Source organism: Shewanella sp. S1-58-MNA-CIBAN-0166 (assembly GCF_040310085.1).
Classification (GTDB): Bacteria; Pseudomonadota; Gammaproteobacteria; order Enterobacterales; family Shewanellaceae; genus Shewanella.
Genome location: NZ_JBEOPN010000012.1, coordinates 92,048 through 114,858, shown reverse-complemented (window position 1 = coordinate 114,858; position 22,811 = coordinate 92,048). Strand labels below are relative to the sequence as shown.

The following is a 22,811-nucleotide window of genomic DNA, read 5'->3' as shown; positions in this document are numbered from 1 at the left end:
TGCCAAATATGAAAGTTATTAAATTTCATATAGATAGCGTTTTTTAGATCAAGAGGAATTCTTAAAGTTAAGAATAAAAATAGCTAGGTTATTGATATAAAGCTTAATTCTATTTTTAGGTACAATCTTAATATTAAGACTGAATAAGCAACTAAATAGTGTCTCAATTAAACCAATTACATCAGCGGTAAACGATGTTTGTCCATGAGTCGATAAAAGGTTGCCCTTGAAATATCTAAATAACTTGCTGCAAGCTCAACTTGACCGTCTGCAATCAGAATAGCCTGTTGTAAGGCTTGTTTTTCAGCATTGTCTTTTAAGGTTTTAAGCGATAGCGCAATGTGGCGTTTTTTATCGATATTAGCTAACTCTAGGTTCTGTGAACTTATCTGCGGCGTGTCGCACAATACCACCGCTCGGCGAACACGATTAATTAACTCGCGGACATTTCCTGGCCATGGGTAGTTTAATAGTGCATGGCAAGCTGATTGCGATAATGGCTTTGTCACAAGTCCATATTCATTCGAATACACCCGAATAAATCGATTGGCTAAACCGATAATATCATCACGCCTTTCTTTTAACCTTGGGGTAATAATAGTTATGCCATTCAAACGGTAATAAAGGTCTAACCTAAAACGGCCTTGATCAATGGCGCTTTCTAAATCAACATGAGTCGCCGCTAAAATACGCACGTCAGCCGATTGCGGTATGCCGCCGCCCACTGAGTCGTACAACCCCTCCTGTAAAAAACGCAATAAATTGACTTGCAACTCAGCGGGTAAATCACCAATTTCATCTAAAAATAATGTACCACCGTCAGCCAATGCAATTTTGCCTTTCCTGTTACTTGTTGCTCCCGTAAAGGCACCTTTTTCATGACCAAATAAGTCCGATTGAATTAAGCCAGCAGCCATAGCACCACAGTTAACCGTAATAAAAGGTCCATCTTTCCTAGAAGATAATTGATGTAGTTTGGTCGCCACTAATTCTTTACCAGTGCCAGATTCACCTCGAATGAGCACCGGAATATCTGTCGGTGCAACTCGCTCAACTTGACGAAATAACTGTTGCATGACGTCCGATGGATACACCGATGGATCGGTTTCTTTGCCAGCTAATTCAGGCTGTGGAACATGATGCTGTTGCTTTAATTTAGATAAACCAATGCCATGACCCAAGCATTTCGCTAATCTTTCAGGATCAATAGGGCTAGTACAAAAATCCCAAGCATATTGCGCAATAAAAGTTGTGATCGCTACAATGTCGAGTTGTGATTTATTGATGAGTACAATGATATGGACCCTAGGGTCTAACTCTCTGACCAGATAATTGATTTCATTTATGATATTTTCTTTTCGAAGATCGATTAAACACAGGGCACAATTGATGGGAATTTTATTTTGATCATACTTATCAATGTAGTGAAGCTGAAAGTCTAATCGAGAAAGTACTTCATTTAGCTCATTACACTGAAAACCTGCCATTAGTAATGGTTCCATGTTGATATCCTTTCGATACAGTGAGCACCAAAGTGCTAACACAAGGTTAGCCTGTGCATCTTATCTATAGATATAACCGGATAATATTACTGAAATATAAACCCTGATCATTGGCTAATCGTTTATATCTTCGGTAATTTAATATATCAATAATGTAGTCACTCATAGCTAGTATCATTATTTGATTCAATATTAATACATGGTCAGAACCACACTTGGTACATTTTTAATCATCTTTTTATCGACTTATCACCCCAGATTAACCGTAACGATGACTAACTTTAGTGTATCTGTTATCTCAGCTACATCTTTCTTATGATCTTAGTATGGTATAGAAGCGCTGATAGTATATAAAAAGCTGCAATTAAATCGCCATATCTGCAACATTTAACGACCTCCAAAGAGGTTAACTTCAATCCATAATTTAAAAACGATTTACTGACACGAGTCTTAAAGTCCTATTAAACCCTCTAAACAACTGTGTTATAACTATAACGTAGACCGCCTCACGGGCAGTAAAGTCGTTAAATGCAACCCAAAGATAGACATCTAGGGTCCTAAAGGAACCATCATGATTAAACACAATGCTTTTATAATGTTAAGTACATTGGCATTAACCTTATCTACTGCAGTTAATGCTGGGCCGCTCTCAAAAGATGTTGAAGAGATGCGTGTATCAAAAGCGGGGCAAACTATGCCTAATGTGGTTAATCGTTATCAAGCGATCAGTGATACTTTAGAGGTCAAGTTAGCCCAATCTACTGATGAGTTAGCCGTTACCGAAATGGCAGCGCATCAAGGGCATAGGTTATGGCAGCAAGCTGTACGAGATGTACAATCGGGACACAGTGATGATCGCTCCTTGTACTGGAGTCGTTTAAGCATGCGTAACGTCCTAAAGCAAGAAAAAGCCGGATTCAATATGGCCGATTGGCAACGTGATATTTTAGTCAAAGCAGTTGAGAAGTCCTCTCGCGGCTTTAGCGATATTACGTTTTCTCCCGATACACAAATTAATATTTTAGTGACCGGTTTTGACCCCTTTTTCCTTGATAGAAATATTGGCCAAAGCAATCCATCAGGTTTAGCTGCATTAGCACTCGATGGTTATCGTTTTGAGGTTAATGGTAAAAAAGCCCAGATCGAAACCGTAATGATTCCAGTAAGGTTTAGCGATTTCGACAATGGTATTATCGAATCGTTACTCACGCCGTTTTATCGTGAAGACAGTGTCGACATGGTGTTTACCATTAGTATGGGTCGTGAAAATTTCGACATTGAACGCTTTCCTGGACGTAATCGCAGCGCAGAAGCTCCAGACAATTTAAATGTATTAACGGGTGCCAGTCAGCGCAATCCTAAAGCGCCATTATTTAACGGTGGTACCTCTGCCGATGGCAAATTAAATGGTCCTGAGTTTGTGCAATTCTCTTTGCCCGTTGAAGCAATGGCGGCAGTGAAAGGGCATTGGAGTGTCAATGACAATAATCAAATTAGCACCTTATCTCGGGGACAATTTAAGGCATCATCACTGACTGAACTACAAAAAAAAATTTCTGTAGAAGGCTCTGGTGGCGGCTATTTATCCAATGAAATTTCCTATCGCAGTATTTTACTTCGAGATCAATTTAACTTGAATTTACCGGTAGGACACATTCATACTCCACGTATTAAAGGTTACGACTCACAAGTAGAGTCAGACATTGTCGAGCAAATACGCGCCATGATAGCTGCAGCGGCGAGCACACTGTAATGTCTACCAACTAACTTAACAGGCCGATACTTTACTTGCCTGAACCTTTCATTAATCATTCAGGCAAGTGAAGCAATTCAACATGTTTAAAAGTATTTTTAATCTCACTCAGCGCACACACCAAGTATTAACGCAAGATATCCACGAAAAGGAGTCTTCGTTATCAGTGGGCTCTCGAACCCACCCATCGCTGAACACTTCCGTTAGTGATCCTTTACAACAGCAGATCTTGGCCAAAGTCGAAACGGACTACCTATTAGCCGAACAACATTTTAAACGTCAATTCCCACGCCCTAGTGTGCATTTTAGCTTACGTGGAAAAAGCGCCGGCACAGCACATTTACAAACCAATAAATTACGCTTTAACCCGGTGTTACTGGCTGAAAATCCGGATATTTTTATTAACGAAGTGGTACCACATGAAATTAGCCATTTAGTCTGTTTCCATCTCTTTGGTAAAGTAAGACCTCATGGTAAAGAATGGCAGAGCGTAATGCTGACGACATTTAATATTACTCCCAAGACCACTCACCAACTCAATACTCAGTCGGTCAGTGGCCAACAATTCGAATATTTTTGTGGCTGTGGCAGTATCAACTTAACCATAAGACGTCACAACAGAATTGTCCGTGGCCAAACTCAATATCGCTGTCGCCGCTGCCAACAAACATTAACCCCTTTTAACCCTAAATAACCTTTGCTCGGAATAATAAACGGTATCAATTGCGTCATCGCATCTGATGGCTTAACATCAGCCAAAATGACAGGCTAAGCCTGCGCTGTAATGATGTTTTTGTTAATTTTAGGGTTTAATTTTGCGCTTATCATCCACACACTCTTGGTTATTTTGGGTGTCGCTTCTGTGCGGCATTTTTTCATCCACACTTATCGCTGCAGAACATCCAAGTAGTTTTGGTAAAGCGAAAAAAGTTGCTAAAAAGATTTACCAACAACACCTACCCCTCAGTACTTTTTATTGCGGCTGCGACATCGCCATAGCAGGCAAATTATGGCAAGCAGATCATGCTAGCTGTGGCTATCAGGTTAGAAAACAAATTATTAGAGCCAACCGTATCGAATGGGAGCACGTGGTTCCCGCTTGGGAATTTGGTCATCAACTGCAATGTTGGCAAGACGGCGGCCGTAAGAATTGTGGTAAAAACAACAAGCAATTCAAAAAAATGGAAGCAGATTTACATAATCTCGTTCCTGCTGTTGGTGAGGTCAATGGCGATCGCAGCAACTTTAGGTTTAGTGATTGGGGTGGAAAGGCGAATCAATACGGACAATGTGAAATGATTGTCGACTTTAAAGGCCGCAAAGCACAGCCGCCTAAACGAGCAAGAGGTCCTATCGCTCGCACTTACCTCTATATGCAACAAACCTATGGTCTACAAATTAGCAGTAGCCAACAAAAACTGTTTAATGCATGGGACAAAATGCAGCCAGTGACGGCAACTGAGTGCAAGCGTGATACCTTAATCGCTGCTAACCAAGGTAATCATAATGATTTTGTATTCAAACAATGCCAAAATAACGGCTTAGTTCGTTAATTGACGATTAAGCTCCCCTTGAACAATTGGTTAAATAAGGTCAACACTGATGAGAGTCCCACGCATTTTTCAGCCCCTAGACAATTTACAACAAGGGCAAACTCTTCAATTAGATGAGGATGGTGTCGCCCACATTGGCCGAGTATTGCGCATGGGAATGGGCGATCGCATCAGCTTGTTTAACGGTGACGGCAATGATTACTTAACTGAAATTATTGAAACCAGTAAGAAATCGATTGCTGTCACGGTCTTAAGTTGTGAGGCTAACAACAGTGAATCGCCGTTAGACTTACATTTAGGCCAGGTGATTTCACGCGGAGACCGGATGGAGTTTACGGTTCAGAAGTCAGTAGAGTTGGGTGTAACAACCATTACTCCGTTATTTTCTGATCGTTGTGGTGTCAAACTGAGTGGTGAGCGCTTAGACAAAAAACTGCAACAATGGCAAAAAATTGTTATCAGTGCCTGTGAACAATCTGGCCGCAGTGTTGTTCCGGTTGTTCGTCCTGCAATGACATTGGCACAATGGTGTGAAGAATCCACCGAAGCCTTAAAACTGAATTTGCACCCGAGAGCCTCACACGGTATTAATGGTTTGCAGTTATCCGGTCAACACCACAAAGTAAGATTATTAATTGGCCCAGAAGGCGGTTTGTCTGACGAAGAAATTGCCATGACCGAAACCCAACATTTTACCGACATTTTATTGGGGCCAAGGGTACTTAGAACTGAAACAGCGTCATTAACTGCCATTACCGCATTACAAGTTAAATTTGGCGATATTGGGTAAACCGATATCTTCCCTGCACATTATTAAAGGATACACACATGATTAAGCTCGGTATTGTTATGGACCCGATTAGCGACATAAACATCAAAAAAGATTCGAGCTTTGCGATGTTATTGGACGCACAAGCACGCGGCTACCAATTGTTTTATATGGAAATGCATGACCTTGCGATGGTCAACGGCAAAGCCATGGCCACGATGCGTGAATTGTCGGTTAAGCAAGATGCTGATCAATGGTTTACCTTAGGCGAGTCAGTTGATACTCCCTTAGCCGAACTTGATGTGATCTTAATGCGTAAAGATCCACCATTTGATACCGAATTCATCTACGCGACTTATATGCTCGAACGTGCGGAAGAAGAAGGCGTATTGATTGTTAACAAGCCACAAAGCTTACGTGATGCCAATGAAAAACTGTTTACAGCATGGTTTTCTGAATTTACCCCAGACACTATTGTCACCCGCGATGCTAAACGCATCAGAGCATTCCACCAGCTAAAACAAGATATCATTTTAAAACCGCTAGATGGTATGGGCGGTACGTCTATTTTTAGAGTGAAAAAAGATGACCCTAACGTTGGCGTGATTATCGAAACATTAACCAGTTATGGTCAACAATACGCGATGGCGCAAGCCTTTATTCCAGAAATCACTCAAGGTGATAAGCGTATTTTAGTGGTGGACGGTGAACCGGTACCTTATGCATTAGCCCGTATCCCGATGAAAGGTGAAACCCGTGGCAACTTAGCTGCTGGCGGTAGTGGTGTAGCCCAACCATTATCGGAAAGTGATTGGAAAATTGCTCGTGCTATTGGTCCAGAATTGAAAAAGCGTGGCCTTATTTTTGTCGGCTTAGACGTTATTGGCGATAAGTTAACTGAAATCAATGTGACTAGTCCAACCTGCATTAAAGAAATTGAAGCAGCATTCGACGTTAATATTACCGGCATGCTTATGGATGCCATCGAAGCCCGTATTAGTCAGCAAAAATAGGATTAATCATGCATTTTTTATCTACCTACCAACGGATAATCGGTAGATTATTATTGGTATCTAGCTTGATCGTAACGGGTGCAATGGCTGATGAAGTCGTTATGTCACCTGTAGTCGCTAATACAGCAAGCAATAATGTGCCAACCGTCGGTCCATCAAGACCCAAAAATATTATCATTATGATTGGTGATGGTATGGGACCGGCTTACACCACAGCTTATCGTTACTATAAAGATAATCCTGAAACAGAAGAGATTGAACAAACGGTTTTTGATCGCTTACTCGTTGGTATGGCAAGCACTTACCCAGCTTCTATCAGTGGTTATGTCACCGACTCTGCCGCATCTGCCACTGCATTATCAACTGGAGTTAAAAGTTATAATGGTGCCATTGCCGTTGATACCGAAAAACGCCCACTCACAACCTTAATGGAAAAAGCCAAAGCATTAGGCTTATCTACTGGCGTAGCGGTTACCTCCCAAGTAAACCATGCTACACCGGCAGCATTTTTGGCTCATAACGAAAGCCGTAGTAATTACATAGACATTGCAGAAGCTTATTTAGCATCTGATGCTGATGTGATTCTTGGTGGTGGCCAGCAATATTTCACCCCAACATTACTTGAGCAGTTTAGCGCGAAAGGCTACCAACACATCACTGAATTCTCTGAGCTAGAATCAGTGACTACGCCAAAAGTATTGGGGCTGTTTGCTGATGTACAATTGCCTTGGGTGATTAATGATAAACAAGCGCATAAACTCAGCCATATGACCCAAAAGGCATTAGATTTACTATCACAAAATGAACAAGGTTTTGTGTTATTGGTAGAAGGCAGCTTAATTGACTGGGCAGGTCACAGTAACGATATTGCTACCGCGATGGGTGAAATGGATGAATTTGCATCCGCTATCGAAGTGGTTGAACAATTTGTTCGCCAAAGTAAAGACACCCTTATGGTTGTGACAGCAGATCATAATACCGGTGGATTATCAGTTGGTGCACATGACAAATACGAATGGCACCCTGAAGTACTGCATAAGGTTCAAGCCAGCCCTGATGTTATTGCTACCCGTGCCATTGCCGAAGATAACTGGCAACCTTTAACGGCGACGCTACTTGGTTTTACACCAAATGAAGCGCAATACAGTCAATTACAAAGCGCACGCATGCAAGGTAATGAGCCATTATCAATCGCACTGCGTAAACTCATTGATATTGAATCGAATACCGGTTGGACAAGTGGCGGTCATACCGCGATGGATGTTCAAGTCTTTGCAGAAGGCCCAGGTGCGAGATTATTTAGCGGTCATCAAGACAATATTGATATTGCGATTAAGATGTTTAGCTTACTACCGCAATCGGTGCAAACACCTTAATCACTGACTGACTGACGACTATGTCTAACACAATCCCCGTTATCGAAGTGGGGGTTGTGTTAATATCAGCGTGTTTATCTTATCACTAGCATTATGAGCAACCGACGTGTTAACAAATCCTTCTCAAGCGTTAATTAGAAACAGCAAATACTTTCAGCAACACAATGTGTTAGTGCTCAATTATGAAGCTGATACCTTTGCACATCAATGTCTTGAGTTTGCCGATAATGTCACTGCCCTAGCGCTAGACTTTAATCATCACCTCACATTATCCTCTTGCGCTAATGAAAAATTACAATGCTATTTTGGCCATCAACTGCCTGAGTCATTAGCTGATGCAAAATTTGATAGCGTCATTATTTACTTTCCAAAAGCTAAACCCTTAATGAGCTATTTACTGCAACTGGCTGCACAACATTTAAATATCGATGGCCAATTGATGATTGTGGGTGAAAATAAAGGTGGAGTTAAATCAATTGATAAACTCACACCTGATTATTACTCAACCCCGATCAAGCAAGATAATGCCCGCCATTGTCTAGTGTATGTCAGTTATTTAACCCAAGCAGCACCAACGCTATCCATAAGCGATTGGGTAAGCCAATATTCACTAGAAACCCCACAGGGAACACTGCAAATTTGTAATACTGTCGGTGTTTTCAGCGAGAAACGTCTCGATCAGGGGACCGAATTACTGCTGTCACATTTACCGGATAACTTACGCGGCAGAGTACTCGATTTTGGTTGTGGTGCAGGGGTCATTACAGCTGCATTGCTAAAAGCCAATCCAGAGTTAACCATTGAGTGCATTGATATCAATGCAATGGCGTTACTCTCATGTGAATTAACCCTAGCAGCCAATAGTATGCAGGCAAAGGTCTATCCTTCAGATGGGTTTAATCAAATCTCAGGCAAGTTCGATGGTATTATCTCCAACCCGCCATTTCATGATGGGTTAACCAGCACGACTGATATTGCCACACAATTTGTCCAACAAAGTGCTATTAGGCTGACATCACAAGGTATATGGCAGATTGTCGCTAATCGTCATTTACCTTATTCAGAGACGATAGCGACGCATTTTGGCAAAGTGAATGTGGTAGCGGAAAACAATAAGTATAAATTGTATTTCCATCAACACTTATTCCAATAATACTCCGCACCTCAAACCGCTTCACTTATAAGCGACAAAGCAAGCTTACTGCTGGAAATGCAGATTAATATCAGCTAAATTGGCTTAAAGGCAAAATAACGCACATTTTGTAATTCATTTCGTTGGTATTCTATTTGCCTGTTATGACCTGATATAAAAATAAAAACAAAGGATGTTATGTTAGAGCCCTCAATCGTCGCACTAAGTGCTGATAAAAATAAAGTGGAATTACGTATAATTCCCAATACTCACGGCCCAGTGTCAGCAGAGGATATTAACGCCTTACTCACACAGGCGGCTTTTGCTATGCTGTTTCCTATTGCCCCTGCAATTGCTAAAGCGGTAGCGGAAGTTAATGCTCTATGCGGTCAAAACGCCGGAACTCACGAACTCTTTTTTGCCATTGCCGAACGTAAAGACGGTATCGTTAATATCAGTGTCAGTGACGATAAAATGCAAGCCAGTATGAAAATCACTTCAGCTTGGGGCGGCAAAGATATTACCCTGCCAGATGTACTTAATACCCTTAAAACTCAAAAAATTAAAATGGGATTGAGTAAACCTAAAATCATGGCATTAATGCAGCGTTTGTCGATATTGCCACCAGGAGAAACCTGTGAAGGCGTCATAGCTTGCGGTAAAGCAGCCGTTAACGGCGACAATGCGATATTAACCCGAAAAGTCGCCTTAGCTCGTGAGCGCTTATTACAACCACAAGAACGCGAAGACGGCTCGGTCGACATGCGTAATTTAGGCGCACTAATTACCGTTAAGCCCAATGATTTACTGATGGTTAAAAACCCTTCAACCATCGGCACCCCTGGTTTTAATGTTCACGGCGATGTACTGCAACAAATTCCTGGTAAAGATAAACCAATGGAACCAGGAACAGGCACCAGCTTACACCCTAAAGATCAACATAAACTCATCGCCACAGTGTCTGGTCAGCCAGTTGAAAATCGCAGCGGTATGCAAGTTGACGATATGCTGCAAATTAAAGATGTAGACGTTCGCTATGGCCACGTTAATTTTAAAGGCAGTGTTTTAATCACTGGCGATGTGCACGAAGGTATGGAAGTAAAAGCTAGCGGTGACGTAACGGTAATGGGCTTTGTTGAGTCCGCGTCTATTGAAGCTCAAGGTGATGTCATTGTCAGTAAAGGTGTTATTGGCCGTTTAATTAAAGAGCACGATCTCAGCACTAAAATAAAAGCTACCGGACAAATTTGTGCCCAGTTTGTGCAGTATTCCCATTTAGAGGCCCTAGGCAATATTCTAGTCACCAAGCAGTTACTTCACAGTCACTCAACCTCAGGTGACACTATTACCGTCAGTGATGCCCAAGCAAGACGAGGTGACTTAATCGGCGGCATTGCTACTGCGGCAAAAGGCATTAGAGCCATTGCATTTGGTGCTACCGCCGGCACTAAAACGGAATTGTTTTGTGCCATGCATCATGGTGAATTAAAGCAAGAACTTAAAGAGTTAGATGACAGCATTAAAGGCATGGTTGTTGCGGGCTTAGAAATAGAAGCAAGATTACGTAAATTACCGCCCAAAACGGAATGGCAAAGCGATGCCGGCATGATTGAGCAAGTCAAAATGATGCTCGAGCAAAAAAATCAAATGGCAGCAGAACGTATGAAAGAAGAACTAGAATACACTCAACATCTTAACGAAGTTGAAGGCTACTATAATAATTACGTCATCAAAGCTGAAAAACACATTTTCACCAACGTCGAAATTCATATAGGTGCGGCATTCAATCGCAGCCAACGTGAACATGGGCCGTGTATTGTAAAAAACGTCAATCAAGAAGTATCATTCGATTACAGTAATCGATAACAATCAGTTGGTAAGACAATAAAAAGTGGACAAACAGATAACTATGCAACAGATACATTGGCCGGCCATACTGCAGTTTGATCAAGATGATGAGCTAATGTATCTGGTTAACTATCAAGATTGGTTGGGCTTTATTTGCGCCAACCAATTTACCGTCCACGCTGAAGATAAACTCATCGACAATGCCGGCCATGTGTATAGCATCCAGAAACATCCGCCACAGGATCCCAGCGTGGCTGAACTGCCTGTACTGGTTAAGCTAAGCCAGGATATGAGCGTGTTACAGTTACTGCCACTGGTACGCCAGTATGGTCAGTTTCAAGGACATTGCTGCAGTGCAAAAATTGTCTTTACCACCATAGAGCAAGGTATTGCGACCGTGGCTGAATTAGAACATCTGTATTAACAACGTATTCAGACTGAAGATTAACAGCACATAACACCTCCTTTTTAGCATTACTAACCTTCAATTTACCAACAACAGACTCATGTTACTTACCTTAATCACTCAATCATAAATCTAAGCTAATGATTAACGAATATAATGGTAAAACCCATTGAGCAACACACACAGCTCTGGCAAAATGCCTCTATGCTCACTGTCCATAAACCCTGAGAATCCTTAATGGAATTACTAAATATTGAATGTCTAGGTAAACGTCTGCGACTAGAAGGCTCGATTGCGGGCTGGCAGCAACTTTATTGGGACAATCAACTGGTATCACAAAAGTCTGCAAGCGCTAGCGACCAAGCCTTTCATATTCATTCATTTGAACTGACCACTCAAACGTCGGTACCGACTGAAACAAATATCAACCACGACGAACCCGTTAAACCCAATATTGGTTCACTACCGGTACGATTAGAAATCGATGTTAACTGGCAACCGTTTCAACTGGATTATTGTTTATTAATAGATGATGAATCCATAACCCAAGGTCAACGAACCGTTGAAGATATTGAGCGTCAAACACCTGAAATTGCAGCAGTAAAAAACCAAAAGCTCAGTGTTGTTGGACTGGCATCATTAGGTTTTAAGCTACTAAAAAGTGCCAAGGTGGTTAAAGTCCTTTTTGCGGGAGCCAGTGTTGCGGCCTATTCATGGTTATTTTCATTTGAATTTGCCTTAGCCCTCATCGGCTGCTTAGTGTTTCATGAATATGGCCATATTCGAGCGATGAAACATTTCGGCATGAAAACCAAAGGGATCTATTTAATCCCTTTTGTGGGCGGCTTAGCGCTAAGTGATGAACGTATCAACACCCGCTGGCAAGATGTGTATATTTCGATTATGGGCCCGACTTTTGGACTCATTTTATCGATTATCTCACTTGGACTTTATTGGCTAACAGGCAACATATTCTTTGCCGGATTAGCAACATTCAATGCGCTGCTAAATTTGTTTAATTTACTGCCCATTTTACCTCTCGATGGCGGTCATATTTTAAAAAGCATCAGCTTTTCAATGAATAGTGTTGTCGGTCTAGTGGCTTGTATTGCTGGTGCCGCTATCGGTGTGTTCATTAGCTATAGCTTAGGGCTCGCCTTGCTGGGCTTTTTGTTACTGATCGGCAGTGTAGAAATTGTATTTGAATGGCGCGGTCGCCATCAAAGTCATTTATTGCCGTTAGATCGTTACGGGCAAATTTTCTCTACCGTATGGTATTTACTCACGGTAGCAAGTTTAGTGGGCATTATTTGGTATTTTGCTGCTTCTGGTAACGAAATGTTAGCGATTCCGCTACAGATTTTAGGCAGTTAATTGCAATTTACGCATCGACAAAAACGCCTGCAATTGCAGGCGTTTTTGTTTTACTTAGCCAAAGCAGTTAATCAACTAGGCTGTAATGGAAACACATTAGTCATCACCTTATACAACTCTGTGCCTTGGAGTACCGACGCAGAAGCAAAATGCAAAATAGGCACACAATCCATGGGTAAACTAATGGCTTGGTAAGCCTGTTCAGTACCATACAAATCTATGCGTAAAATGTTCGCTAAAGGTTTGCCTGCGGTTAATGGTTCACCGACACTGGCACAATATTCAATTAAGCCAGCTTTAGGTGCATGAAACTTCTTATAATCCTTCAAGTAACACCCAAATCTTTCCATACTGGCTGGATAAACTTTTTCAGCAATCACGCCACGGTGACTTAAATAAGCCAGTATGCCTTTGGCATCCTCTAACGCGTCAGCTAAATCAATCCGCTCTTGGCTTGCAAGCTCTAAGGTAAATGCTGACACAGGTACCGAAAATTCACGGCCTTGACTGGCTGCATACTCGGTTAACTGCCACCAAGGGCAAAAGGTAGCTTCATCCATCGCGCCACCAAAACTATTGGGGATAACCAAGGTATACGGGATCGAGAAAAATCTCGCCGCATCAATATCATACTCAGGGCAGTACAAGTGTTTGCACGACTTAGGGCCGGTATGCAAATCAAGCACTATGTCTGCTTGATGTGCCATAGCCTGTAAATTTACTGCTAACCGATGACCTGTTGAAATCCCAAAAGAATGAGTTAGGCGCGCCAGGCAAGTTTCTACCAACATTGAACGATAGGCGCAAAACAGCTCACTATTGGTTAAACGTTGGTGCTCGGCATACCAAGTTTGAATATCGACTTGATGATCAAAGTACTCGCGGTTCCAATTAACCCCTGTAATGGGATCAAAACGCCCTAGAGTAAACTCACCACTCTTTTGATTAATCCCTAAAGGATTGGCTAAGGGGGCAAGCGTAATATCACCTAAAACCTGGTAACCTTCCAATAAGGTCATCAGTTGATAAATCACCGCATTACCTTGCACTTCAGCACCATGAACATTGGCCTGAATATACACGCTAGGCGCAACACTCTCGCGACCAATGAATGAATATACTGGAACGGTCAATGCGTGTCCTGTCGCCAGTTCTCCAACTTGAACTGACGATTGTATTGCTTTAGTCATATGATTACTCAAACAGGTTTTGGTGCAAAGCATTAACCACTTGCGCCGCTTCCGACTCTGCAACCAACACACATAAATTATGTGGGCTTGCGCCTTGGCAAATCATCCGAACATTATGGTTTTCAAGCACTTTAAACACCCTACTACAAATGCCAGCCGTTGATGCTATGCGATTACCGATGATGGCGATTAACGCTAAATCTTCCTCGACTCTTACACGACAATGTTGCGATAACTCTTGTAATAACGACTCACTGAGTAAGCCCTGGCCACTTGAATCTGAACCCGTTTTATCTAGGGTTAACGATACGTTAACCTCCGAGGTCGTGATTAAATCGACGGATATTTTGTGTCGCGCCAAGGTCGCGAACGTTTCTGCCAAAAAGCCCTGAGCATGTAACATTTGCAAGCTATGCAAGTTAAGTAAAGTTTGATCGCGGCGCAACGCCACCGCTCTAAACACTGGGGTATCTTCAACTTGATGACGGATCCAAGTTCCGCCCATTTCAGGCGCTTTACTTGAACCTACAAACACCTGAATTTTTTGTCTTACTGCCGGTAAGATGGTGGCGGGATGCAATACTTTAGCGCCAAAGGTCGCCATCTCAGCCGCTTCATTAAAGCTAATTTCAGCAATCGGGCGGGCATTGGGGGCAAGGCGTGGGTCAGTGGTATAAATACCGGCCACATCGGTCCAAATCTCAACCGCTGTAGCACGAAGCGCTTCGGCAAGTAATGCCGCCGAATAGTCACTACCACCACGGCCTAATGTTGTTGTTCGTCCCTCTTCATCTGCACCAATAAAGCCTTGGGTAACGATGACGTAACGCGCAAGTAATGGCTGTAAAAAGTCACCTGCTAACATTGAAATAGCTTCAATTTGTGGCTCTGCGCGACCAAAGTGACTGTCGGTACGTAATACTTGGCGCACATCAAAATGATTTGAAGCAGTGCCCTTTTCCCGAATAACCGCAGAAAATAAAATCGATGAACATTGCTCTCCCGTCGACAGTAACTCGTCCATAACCGCTTTGCTGCGATTCAGCTCTAACGATTCGCTGAGTACTGACATCCGGCTGAGTATTTTATCAATACTGGCTGCCACGTCTTGCGGACGACCGAGTTCATCTAATATCACATATTGAATTTGAGCAATTTGCTTAAGCAATACCAAGCGACGCTCGTCATTCACATTAGCTTGAGTTAACTCAACTAATAAATTGGTCACTCCGCTGGAGGCGCTTACTACCACAAGGCGAGTAGCTTGATTAGCCAACACAATATCTGCACAACGGCTCATAGAGGCGTAATCAGCAACTGACGTGCCGCCAAATTTGGCAACGACTAATTCTGGGGTATCTATTTCAGACTGAACAAAGCTCATACTGATGCCTCCGCTGTTTGCGAAAGACTCAAAGATAAGATGTGATTTACTAACATGATATACGCTCCGAACACACTACGTTCGAAGAGCCTGGTGCTAAGATAACGCACCCTTATAGAAGGGAAACAGCAATCATCACCAGAAGCTCTCCACCAAAAAAATAGGTGACAATCGTTAGGATTCAGCCTAATCGACCGATATCAATGTTTGCCAAACAAACTGATACCTCGGCGCTAATCTCCATCATAAGTGGTCATCGGATTGGCATCCTCTCACTTACTACCTAGTTAACGCTCCTCTTCTGTTCCTCCCGAAGGAGGGAGTTGAAAATAGCAAAAAATACCCTATCAAGTCAATCAGCAAACACAGTAAAAATACACTGTTTTGATAAAAAATATCGCTGCAGTGAAATATTATGCAGCTGCGACTTCAGAGCAATGATTGTTCTCTATTACGAAAAAATGCCCATAAATATCCAAAAAACATAATTAACCGCAAATTACCGAGACAATCTAGTAAGCATTGTCTCAAATAATGTGTTAATTATTTTATCGCAGCTGCGCAGTTTTAATTACGTCATTATTTACCCAGTTATACGAACCTATCTCTGGCAACTCACTCACCATCCTTAATCGGTGATTAAAAATTCCCATATCAACTTCAGGTTTGATGCTATCAAGGCATGCAATCAAAGATAGCAAACCTTGATTAACGTAGTAAATTGCATGTTGATTAAATTCTCGACCAAGCTCAACAGCTTGTTCTTTATCAATAAAAATAGCCCAGCTCTTTTCCATATGCGACAAATCAGGTGCTGCACCGATTAACGCACGATAGGGACGATTATATTGTTGAATTTTAAATTGAAGCTGACGATCGAGTAAGCGATTTTGACTAGGAGAGAGTCTTGAACCACGGGGGTTATGGGCAGTAACAATAGCAAATGGGAAATCATGAGAAAGGCGTTGAGTAAACAAAAAATGAGTACTTTGATACTCATTCCACAATGTATCTATAACATTTTCCATAATAAATTTTCGTCAATTAAGCCAGAATTAGTCTAGCAGATAGGTTTGATTTCTAAAAGGTTTACGATCTAAATCAGCAGTACTATATTAGAAAACCATTAATTATTATCATCTTAGCAAGGTTAATCTTTCATATACTCGAGTGTTATATTAATTTTTTAACATTTAATTTGTTAACAAATGCCTAAAACGAGTACAATAACCATTACGCACTATTAAATCACTGTAGCAAAGTTAGCTACATACACCTCAAAAACTCAGCAAATGTTGTTGTGAGTGTGATGATTTTTTGATGTAAAGTTTACAGTCGTACTAAATTTGTTCTACATTTGATAAAACATTAATACGATTAAATAAGTTTGCAATAGAAGGAACTATCTTTCTAAATGGCATTCATAGTAAGTAAGCTTAAGTGCAACAAATTTTACACCATCATGAATAAGTGCAAACGCGTGCCTTGACGTAGTGGTAATTAATCGACGTAAGCAGACTCAGTAACCAGTATTAAGTGTTACATAATAGAGTTTATAGAGAGTGTTTAATTCAGGGTAGACATAGATAAACACCAAAAAATATCGGAATCTTAGCGCATTAGCTAAAGCGCTATTGCAATCTATTAGCACACAGTTCGCAAACAGTGGCTAGAATCGAATTTTATAAAATCAGGTAAATATCATGCAAAATCCGCACATTTTAATTGTTGAAGATGAAGCTGTAACTCGTAATACATTACGCAGTATTTTTGAAGCTGAAGGTTATGTTGTCACTGAAGCTAACGACGGCGCAGAAATGCATAAAGCCATGCAAGACAATAAGATTAATCTTGTTGTTATGGATATTAATTTACCAGGCAAAAACGGCTTATTATTAGCTCGTGAGCTACGTGAAATTAATAACATCGGTCTTATTTTCTTGACTGGCCGTGATAACGAAGTTGATAAGATTCTAGGTCTTGAAATTGGTGCAGATGATTACATCACTAAACCATTCAACCCTCGCGAATTAACGATCCGTGCTCGTAACCTATTAACTCGCGTTAATAATGCTGCCGCAGAAACTGAAGAAAAAGGTTCTGTTGAGTATTACCGTTTTAACGGTTGGAGCTTAGAAATCAATAGCCGTTCTTTGGTTAACCCACAAGGTGAAGCTTATAAGCTACCACGCAGCGAGTTCCGTGCGATGCTTCACTTTGTTGAAAACCCAGGTAAGATTTTAACTCGTGCTGACTTGTTGTTAAAAATGACTGGCCGTGAATTAAAGCCTCATGACCGCACCGTTGATGTGACAATACGTCGCATCCGTAAGCACTTTGAAAGCTTGCCTGATACGCCAGAAATCATCGCAACAATTCACGGTGAAGGCTATCGTTTTTGTGGTGACTTAGAAGCGTAATCTTTTAAGGTTAACCGCAATAAAAAACCAGGTGAATCACCTGGTTTTTTTATATCTGCTTTTTCGTTAATCCTTTAACACAATAGTGATTACTTCAGCTGTTGATCTAAAAATGCCGCTAATGATTTATATAAATGATTACGCACTTTCTCGCCACGCATTGAATGCTTAGACCCTGGGTAATCCATCATTTGGAATAACTTACCCTCATCTTGCAACGCTTTATATACTCTAGTGCTGTTTTCAAACAGAACGTTATCATCAGCCATACCGTGATACATCAATAAGCCCGATTGATAATTTTTGACATAAGGTAAAATGCTGCTGGCGTCGTAACCTTTTTTATTGGTTTGCGGGTTCCCCATATAACGCTCAGTATAATGAGTGTCGTACAAACGCCAATCCGTTACTGGCGCACCCGATATTGCCGCTTTAAAATAACCCGGCGCCTTAAACTGACTCATCAACGCCATATAACCACCATAACTGTGACCATAAATAGCAACATTGTCACCATCAATAAACGGCAAGCTACGTAAATAATCAACGCCAACTTTTTGATCGTTTACTTCAGCATCACCCATGTTTTGATAAATGACATGTTCAAATTGCGTGCCTCGGTGCGCTGAGCCACGATTATCTAATTGAAATACCGCATAGCCTTGCTGCAGTAAATATTGAGTAAAATAATCTGCCTCGCTCCAGCTGTTGACTACTAACTGAGCATGCGGTCCACCATATACGCGCACCACAACCGGATACTGTTTAGCGGCATCAAAAGGCACCGGTTTAAACAGTCTGTATTGTAATGCTTGACCATCTTCAGCTGTTAATTGACCAAAATCAGGCATTTGCCATAAACCAGCATAATCATAAAGCGGATGATTTTTATCAATGTTATTTTGCTCAACCCAAGCTAACTGCTTGCCAGAATCATTGTGTAAACTTATCTGCGGCGGCTGCTGTAAACTACTAAAGTAATCTAAATAAACGGGCTTTTTATCCGCAAATACAGCTTCATGCATACCCGATGCTTGGCTAATTCGCTCAATGGAGTCCATGCCTTTATTAAGATTAACGCGGTACAAATGACGTTCAACAACACTGTCTTTACGACCGCTAAAATATACCCAACCCGTTGCTTCATCGACATACTCAAGCGCATCAACAGCCCAATCACCTTGGGTTAATTGCTTAAGTTGTTTGCCTTGTAAGTCAAATAAATACAGATGATTAAATCCATCACGCTCAGAGCCCCAAATAAAGGCCGCTTGTTGCTTTAGGAAGTGTAAATCATTGTTTAAATTTACCCATGCTTTGCTGCGCTCTTCAATCGCCGTTTTAACTTGTGTCGGCTGAGAGATTGCAGCAATGCGTAAATCCAACGTTTGTTGATCGCGGCTTTGCCATTGGAACGACACATGCTGGCTGTCGGGTAGCCAATCTACGCGAGGTAAATACATGTCTTTTTGTTTGCCCAAATCAATCCAGCTAATAGTGCGATCTTTTAAGGTCACGACACCCAGTGCGATCTCTACATTGGCTTTGCCTGCATAAGGGTAACGCTGCTCGGTTAATTTAATCCCCTCGGCGTAAATTTCATTACGAGTCACTAACTCCACACCCGTTTCATCAATACGAGTAAAGGCGATAGCAGACTCATCGGGCGCCCACCAATAACCTGTCATACGGTCCATTTCTTCTTGGGCGACAAACTCTGCCATAGCATTTTTAATCGGCCCTTTACCGTCTGTGGTGAGTGCTGTTACTTTTTGGTTATCCAATGACAATACAAATAAGTTTTGATCGCGTACAAACGATACAAAGTGACCTTTCGGAGACAAACGCGCATCGGTTGCAAAACCGTCACCGGTTGCAAGCTCAGCCACTTTATTACTGGCAACGTCATATAAATACAACTTACCCGCTGCAGGGATTAAAATATGTTGGCTGTCTTCAGACCAGAAATACTCCATGATCCCTTGGCCGTAAATACGTTGACGCTCTCGTCGAGCTTTTTCTTCATCAGACAGTTCTCCTGCCTCTAATTGATCAGCATTAATCAGTACACTGCGCTTACCAGTCGCGATATCCATTTGCCATAAATCATACAAATGTTGATTATCAGCACGGCTTGATAAATAAGTTACACGTTTTCCGTTAGGCGATAAGGCCAACCCGCGGGGGCTAGAACCCGCTAAGGCTGGTGACGCATGAATACGTTCGATGGTCAGTGGTGTAGTGCTACCGTTGATCGCAGTCAGTGTTGCGGTGGTTGATGAGTTCATGATGCTGCCTTTAGCGGTTGCTGAAAAAACCGGGCTAGTAAAAAGGAGTGGCACGGCAGACACTGCCGCTAAAGCATGATGCTTCCATGTTATTGTCATTATTAATCCTTGGGGCAATTCAATCCGCCCACATTTTGCCTCAATTTACAGTAAAACCAAAACCCCAGATAACAATCGCTGAAATTAGCGCCATTGTGGGGTATGATTTGCACATAACTGATAAGAATTAACAACATCGACCTTAACCTCGCAAAATCTCATAGGAAAAATCATGCAGACTTTGGCACAAACCCTTAGCGCACAAGCCGTAAACGCCTCTTTAACACAACTACTATTAACCTTAGCTGACACCTCAAAAGCCATTAGTGGTGCGGTTCGTCACGGTGCATTAGCGGGTGTTTTGGGTGCAACAGAGCAAGAAAACATTCAAGGCGAAACCCAGAAAAAACTGGATGTGATCACCAATGACATGCTTAAAGATGCCCTTAAAACCGATGGCAATGTACGTGGTTTAGCGTCTGAAGAAGAAGATTATGTGGTTGAGGTGAACGCTAAAGGTGAATACCTAGTGTGTTTTGATCCACTCGATGGCTCATCAAATATCGATATCAACTCATTAGTGGGCACTATTTTTTCGGTATTACCAGCACCTACCGGAGAGTTAAACGAACAAAGCTTTTTACAAGCTGGCCGCAAACAAGTTGCTGCGGGTTATGTGTTGTATGGCCCATCAACCATGATGGCGCTAACCACTGGTCAAGGCACTCAGTTTTATACTCTTGCTCCAGACAGCCAAGAGTTTCTTCTGACCGACAATAACGTGCAAATAACCCCGGACACCGCCGAGTTTGCCATTAATATGTCAAACCAGCGTTTTTGGGAAGCACCAATGCAAACCTATATTGCCGATTTATTACTCGGAGAAATAGGACCTCGAGAGCAATCATTTAATATGCGTTGGATTGCTGCAATGGTAGGTGATGTGCATCGGGTATTGTGTCGTGGTGGGATTTTCTCTTACCCGACAGACAATAAAAACCCAGCCAAACCGTTTAAGTTACGCTTAATGTATGAAGCCAACCCAATGGCATTACTAGTTGAGCAAGCTGGCGGTAAAGCATCAACAGGTTATGAAACTATTTTGGACATTCAGCCAACCGAAATCCATCAGCGCGTTGCGGTAATTTTAGGTAGCGCAAACGAAGTTGATACTTGCTTGAGCTATCACGGTATTGATTACAGCGAAGAGCCATCAATTGATTAATTGATTATGCTGTAAAAAAACCGCCTTTTGGCGGTTTTTTCATTTATGCGCTGCAGTTGAGCTCATTGATGATCTAACTGACGCGAATAAACACAGTTAACCAAAATACAAATTTGAATCATTAGGCACCAGTAAAGAATCATTTCTTTACAATAACTTAAATACCCACTAAGTTATTTTCAGGATATTAATTAAGGACTATAACGATGCCGCCCGCCAAACCATCGAATAAAAAAATATATATTGCGGCTATTTTACTCTTACTGCTTATTAGCATGAGTGCTTATGCTTATCTGATGTCCACTAAAGCCCCTGCAATAGAAATTGGCACTATTTTAGTACTTCCGGTGCAACTCGCGACAGACAACACAGACTCGCAATGGAATCGCTATGCCGCAATGGATGTGCTTATCCATCAGCTAAATGTCGGTGTTAGTTACCCATTACTGCAAACCGAAGATATTATAAATATCATCTCGCTTATCGCTAATGACCACTTGAGCAAAACTGTGGACATTCAGCAATTAATGGCCGTCTCTGGTGCAGGATTGGTGATTGAATCCAGTATTACCGGCGCCAATAATCAATATCAATTAGCGTTTACATTACATCAGCAGCATCATACAGAAGCAGGAGTCATTAACGCTTCAAGCATCGAGCAAGTATTATCAGCTGCAGCAAAGATGATTACTCAGCGGCTCAATCCACAACACAGCTTACAAAATAATTTACAACAGAATCAACAAGATAACAAGACAGAAACTCAATACCATTCACGTCTTAGTTCCCCCCTGTTGTTCAATGCAATGACACAACTACAACTTAGCGACATTAAAGCTGCTGAGCAGCACTTATCCAAGCTCATAAAATCCACACCCGATAACTTAGTTGCCATACGTCTGCTAGCCAGCAACCAATTGCAGCAACATCAATATCAACAGCTTAATACCACATTGATAGCAGCAATCGATCTAGCTACACATCAGCAAGATGAGCGAGAGCTAGCCAGACTAAGATTGTTATTAGCGCAAAGCTATACCGAAACCGACAGGATAGAACAAGCATTAGGTGTACTTACCATTGCCAAAACCAATGCTGCTAAAGTGAAAGACTGGCTAACATTGGGTTATATTTCACAGCTTGCCGGCATGATAAACCAGCGCATAAGTCGCAATGATGAAGCCAGAGAGCAGTTTAAAAAAGCCATTGAATATCATCAAATGATGAACTATCCCATCGGGCAAACACAGGCGCTGAATGAATTGGCTGAACTTGAGGTGATTGAGTTTAACTACCCACAAGCTTATCGCTATATTAATCGCTCTTATGAACAGGTCGCTCATCGCGGTTTAGATGATTTAGAAAAAACGACTTTCAAGCTGATGACTAAGATAGAAAATAAAATGCAGCATAGATAGCATCTACTATATTCGACACAACAGGTTCGTCAATTTAAAGCCTTAAGCATATGACCTTAAACATAAGGCCTTAGATCTTAGGCATAAGACCTTAGACATAAGATCTTAGACAGAAGGCCTT

At 41.7% G+C, this 22,811-nt stretch carries 18 protein-coding genes and 1 riboswitch; of the genes, 13 read left to right on the top strand and 5 right to left on the bottom strand.

What is annotated here, in order from left to right; all coding sequences use genetic code 11:
* Window positions 1-176: 176 nt before the first annotated feature.
* A complete protein-coding gene (locus AAEY99_RS09675) occupies window positions 177-1,502 on the bottom strand; it encodes a sigma-54 dependent transcriptional regulator (protein WP_101086191.1) in 1,326 nt (441 codons plus the stop codon).
* A gap of 571 nt (window positions 1,503-2,073) precedes the next feature.
* Between AAEY99_RS09675 and AAEY99_RS09670 the strand changes: the two genes are divergently transcribed.
* The 10 genes from AAEY99_RS09670 (at window position 2,074) to AAEY99_RS09625 (ending at window position 12,726) form a co-directional block, all read left to right on the top strand.
* The gene (locus AAEY99_RS09670) at window positions 2,074-3,255 is read left to right on the top strand and encodes a PA0049 C-terminal domain-containing protein (RefSeq protein ID WP_351010312.1); all 1,182 of its coding nucleotides are present in this window, start codon (window positions 2,074-2,076) and stop codon (window positions 3,253-3,255) included.
* Between the two features lie 82 nt (window positions 3,256-3,337).
* Window positions 3,338-3,949, top strand: a complete 612-nt coding sequence (locus AAEY99_RS09665; protein ID WP_351010311.1) for a SprT family zinc-dependent metalloprotease — start codon at window positions 3,338-3,340, stop codon at window positions 3,947-3,949.
* Window positions 3,950-4,106: 157 nt separating this feature from the next.
* Window positions 4,107-4,808 carry an endonuclease gene (locus AAEY99_RS09660; RefSeq protein WP_335690895.1) on the top strand — a complete coding sequence of 234 codons (702 nt, stop codon included), beginning with the start codon at window positions 4,107-4,109 and terminating at the stop codon, window positions 4,806-4,808.
* Between the two features lie 49 nt (window positions 4,809-4,857).
* The gene (gene rsmE / locus AAEY99_RS09655; protein ID WP_351010309.1) at window positions 4,858-5,598 is read left to right on the top strand and encodes a 16S rRNA (uracil(1498)-N(3))-methyltransferase; all 741 of its coding nucleotides are present in this window, start codon (window positions 4,858-4,860) and stop codon (window positions 5,596-5,598) included.
* A gap of 38 nt (window positions 5,599-5,636) precedes the next feature.
* Window positions 5,637-6,590, top strand: coding sequence for a glutathione synthase (gene gshB, locus AAEY99_RS09650; protein WP_101086196.1), 954 nt, complete (start codon window positions 5,637-5,639; stop codon window positions 6,588-6,590).
* Between the two features lie 101 nt (window positions 6,591-6,691).
* Entirely contained in the window at window positions 6,692-7,966 is a 1,275-nt protein-coding gene (locus tag AAEY99_RS09645; RefSeq protein ID WP_242445122.1) for an alkaline phosphatase, read from the top strand.
* 106 nt (window positions 7,967-8,072) lie between these two features.
* Window positions 8,073-9,119 carry a methyltransferase gene (locus AAEY99_RS09640; RefSeq protein WP_101086198.1) on the top strand — a complete coding sequence of 349 codons (1,047 nt, stop codon included), beginning with the start codon at window positions 8,073-8,075 and terminating at the stop codon, window positions 9,117-9,119.
* A 177-nt stretch (window positions 9,120-9,296) separates the two neighbouring features.
* Window positions 9,297-10,964: a flagellar assembly protein A gene (locus AAEY99_RS09635; protein ID WP_351010307.1), complete on the top strand. Its 1,668-nt coding sequence runs from the start codon at window positions 9,297-9,299 to the stop codon at window positions 10,962-10,964.
* 43 nt (window positions 10,965-11,007) lie between these two features.
* Window positions 11,008-11,370, top strand: coding sequence for a DUF4144 domain-containing protein (locus AAEY99_RS09630; protein WP_162022252.1), 363 nt, complete (start codon window positions 11,008-11,010; stop codon window positions 11,368-11,370).
* Between the two features lie 219 nt (window positions 11,371-11,589).
* Window positions 11,590-12,726 (top strand): site-2 protease family protein, encoded by a 1,137-nt coding sequence (locus tag AAEY99_RS09625; protein ID WP_101086201.1) that lies wholly within the window; start codon window positions 11,590-11,592, stop codon window positions 12,724-12,726.
* 71 nt (window positions 12,727-12,797) lie between these two features.
* Here the strand turns inward: AAEY99_RS09625 and AAEY99_RS09620 are convergent, their stop codons facing one another.
* From AAEY99_RS09620 to AAEY99_RS09610, 3 genes are all read right to left on the bottom strand, one after another.
* Complete coding sequence (locus AAEY99_RS09620) at window positions 12,798-13,916, bottom strand: succinylglutamate desuccinylase/aspartoacylase family protein (RefSeq protein WP_182743537.1); 1,119 nt, start codon at window positions 13,914-13,916, stop codon at window positions 12,798-12,800.
* Between the two features lie 4 nt (window positions 13,917-13,920).
* Window positions 13,921-15,300 carry a lysine-sensitive aspartokinase 3 gene (gene lysC / locus AAEY99_RS09615; protein ID WP_351010305.1) on the bottom strand — a complete coding sequence of 460 codons (1,380 nt, stop codon included), beginning with the start codon at window positions 15,298-15,300 and terminating at the stop codon, window positions 13,921-13,923.
* Between the two features lie 134 nt (window positions 15,301-15,434).
* Window positions 15,435-15,609, bottom strand: a riboswitch (Lysine riboswitch).
* A 239-nt stretch (window positions 15,610-15,848) separates the two neighbouring features.
* Entirely contained in the window at window positions 15,849-16,328 is a 480-nt protein-coding gene (locus AAEY99_RS09610; RefSeq protein ID WP_101086204.1) for a DUF3293 domain-containing protein, read from the bottom strand.
* Between the two features lie 675 nt (window positions 16,329-17,003).
* Between AAEY99_RS09610 and arcA the strand changes: the two genes are divergently transcribed.
* Complete coding sequence (gene arcA / locus AAEY99_RS09605; RefSeq protein ID WP_011636021.1) at window positions 17,004-17,720, top strand: two-component system response regulator ArcA; 717 nt, start codon at window positions 17,004-17,006, stop codon at window positions 17,718-17,720.
* 89 nt (window positions 17,721-17,809) lie between these two features.
* Here arcA and AAEY99_RS09600 read toward each other — a convergent pair whose 3' ends face one another.
* Window positions 17,810-20,107, bottom strand: coding sequence for a S9 family peptidase (locus AAEY99_RS09600; RefSeq protein WP_351010303.1), 2,298 nt, complete (start codon window positions 20,105-20,107; stop codon window positions 17,810-17,812).
* Window positions 20,108-20,279: 172 nt separating this feature from the next.
* On the opposite strand from AAEY99_RS09600, the gene AAEY99_RS09595 reads away from it, so the two are divergent.
* Window positions 20,280-21,272: a class 1 fructose-bisphosphatase gene (locus AAEY99_RS09595; protein ID WP_101086206.1), complete on the top strand. Its 993-nt coding sequence runs from the start codon at window positions 20,280-20,282 to the stop codon at window positions 21,270-21,272.
* A gap of 206 nt (window positions 21,273-21,478) precedes the next feature.
* Window positions 21,479-22,690: a hypothetical protein gene (locus AAEY99_RS09590; RefSeq protein WP_351010302.1), complete on the top strand. Its 1,212-nt coding sequence runs from the start codon at window positions 21,479-21,481 to the stop codon at window positions 22,688-22,690.
* Window positions 22,691-22,811 lie beyond the last annotated feature (121 nt).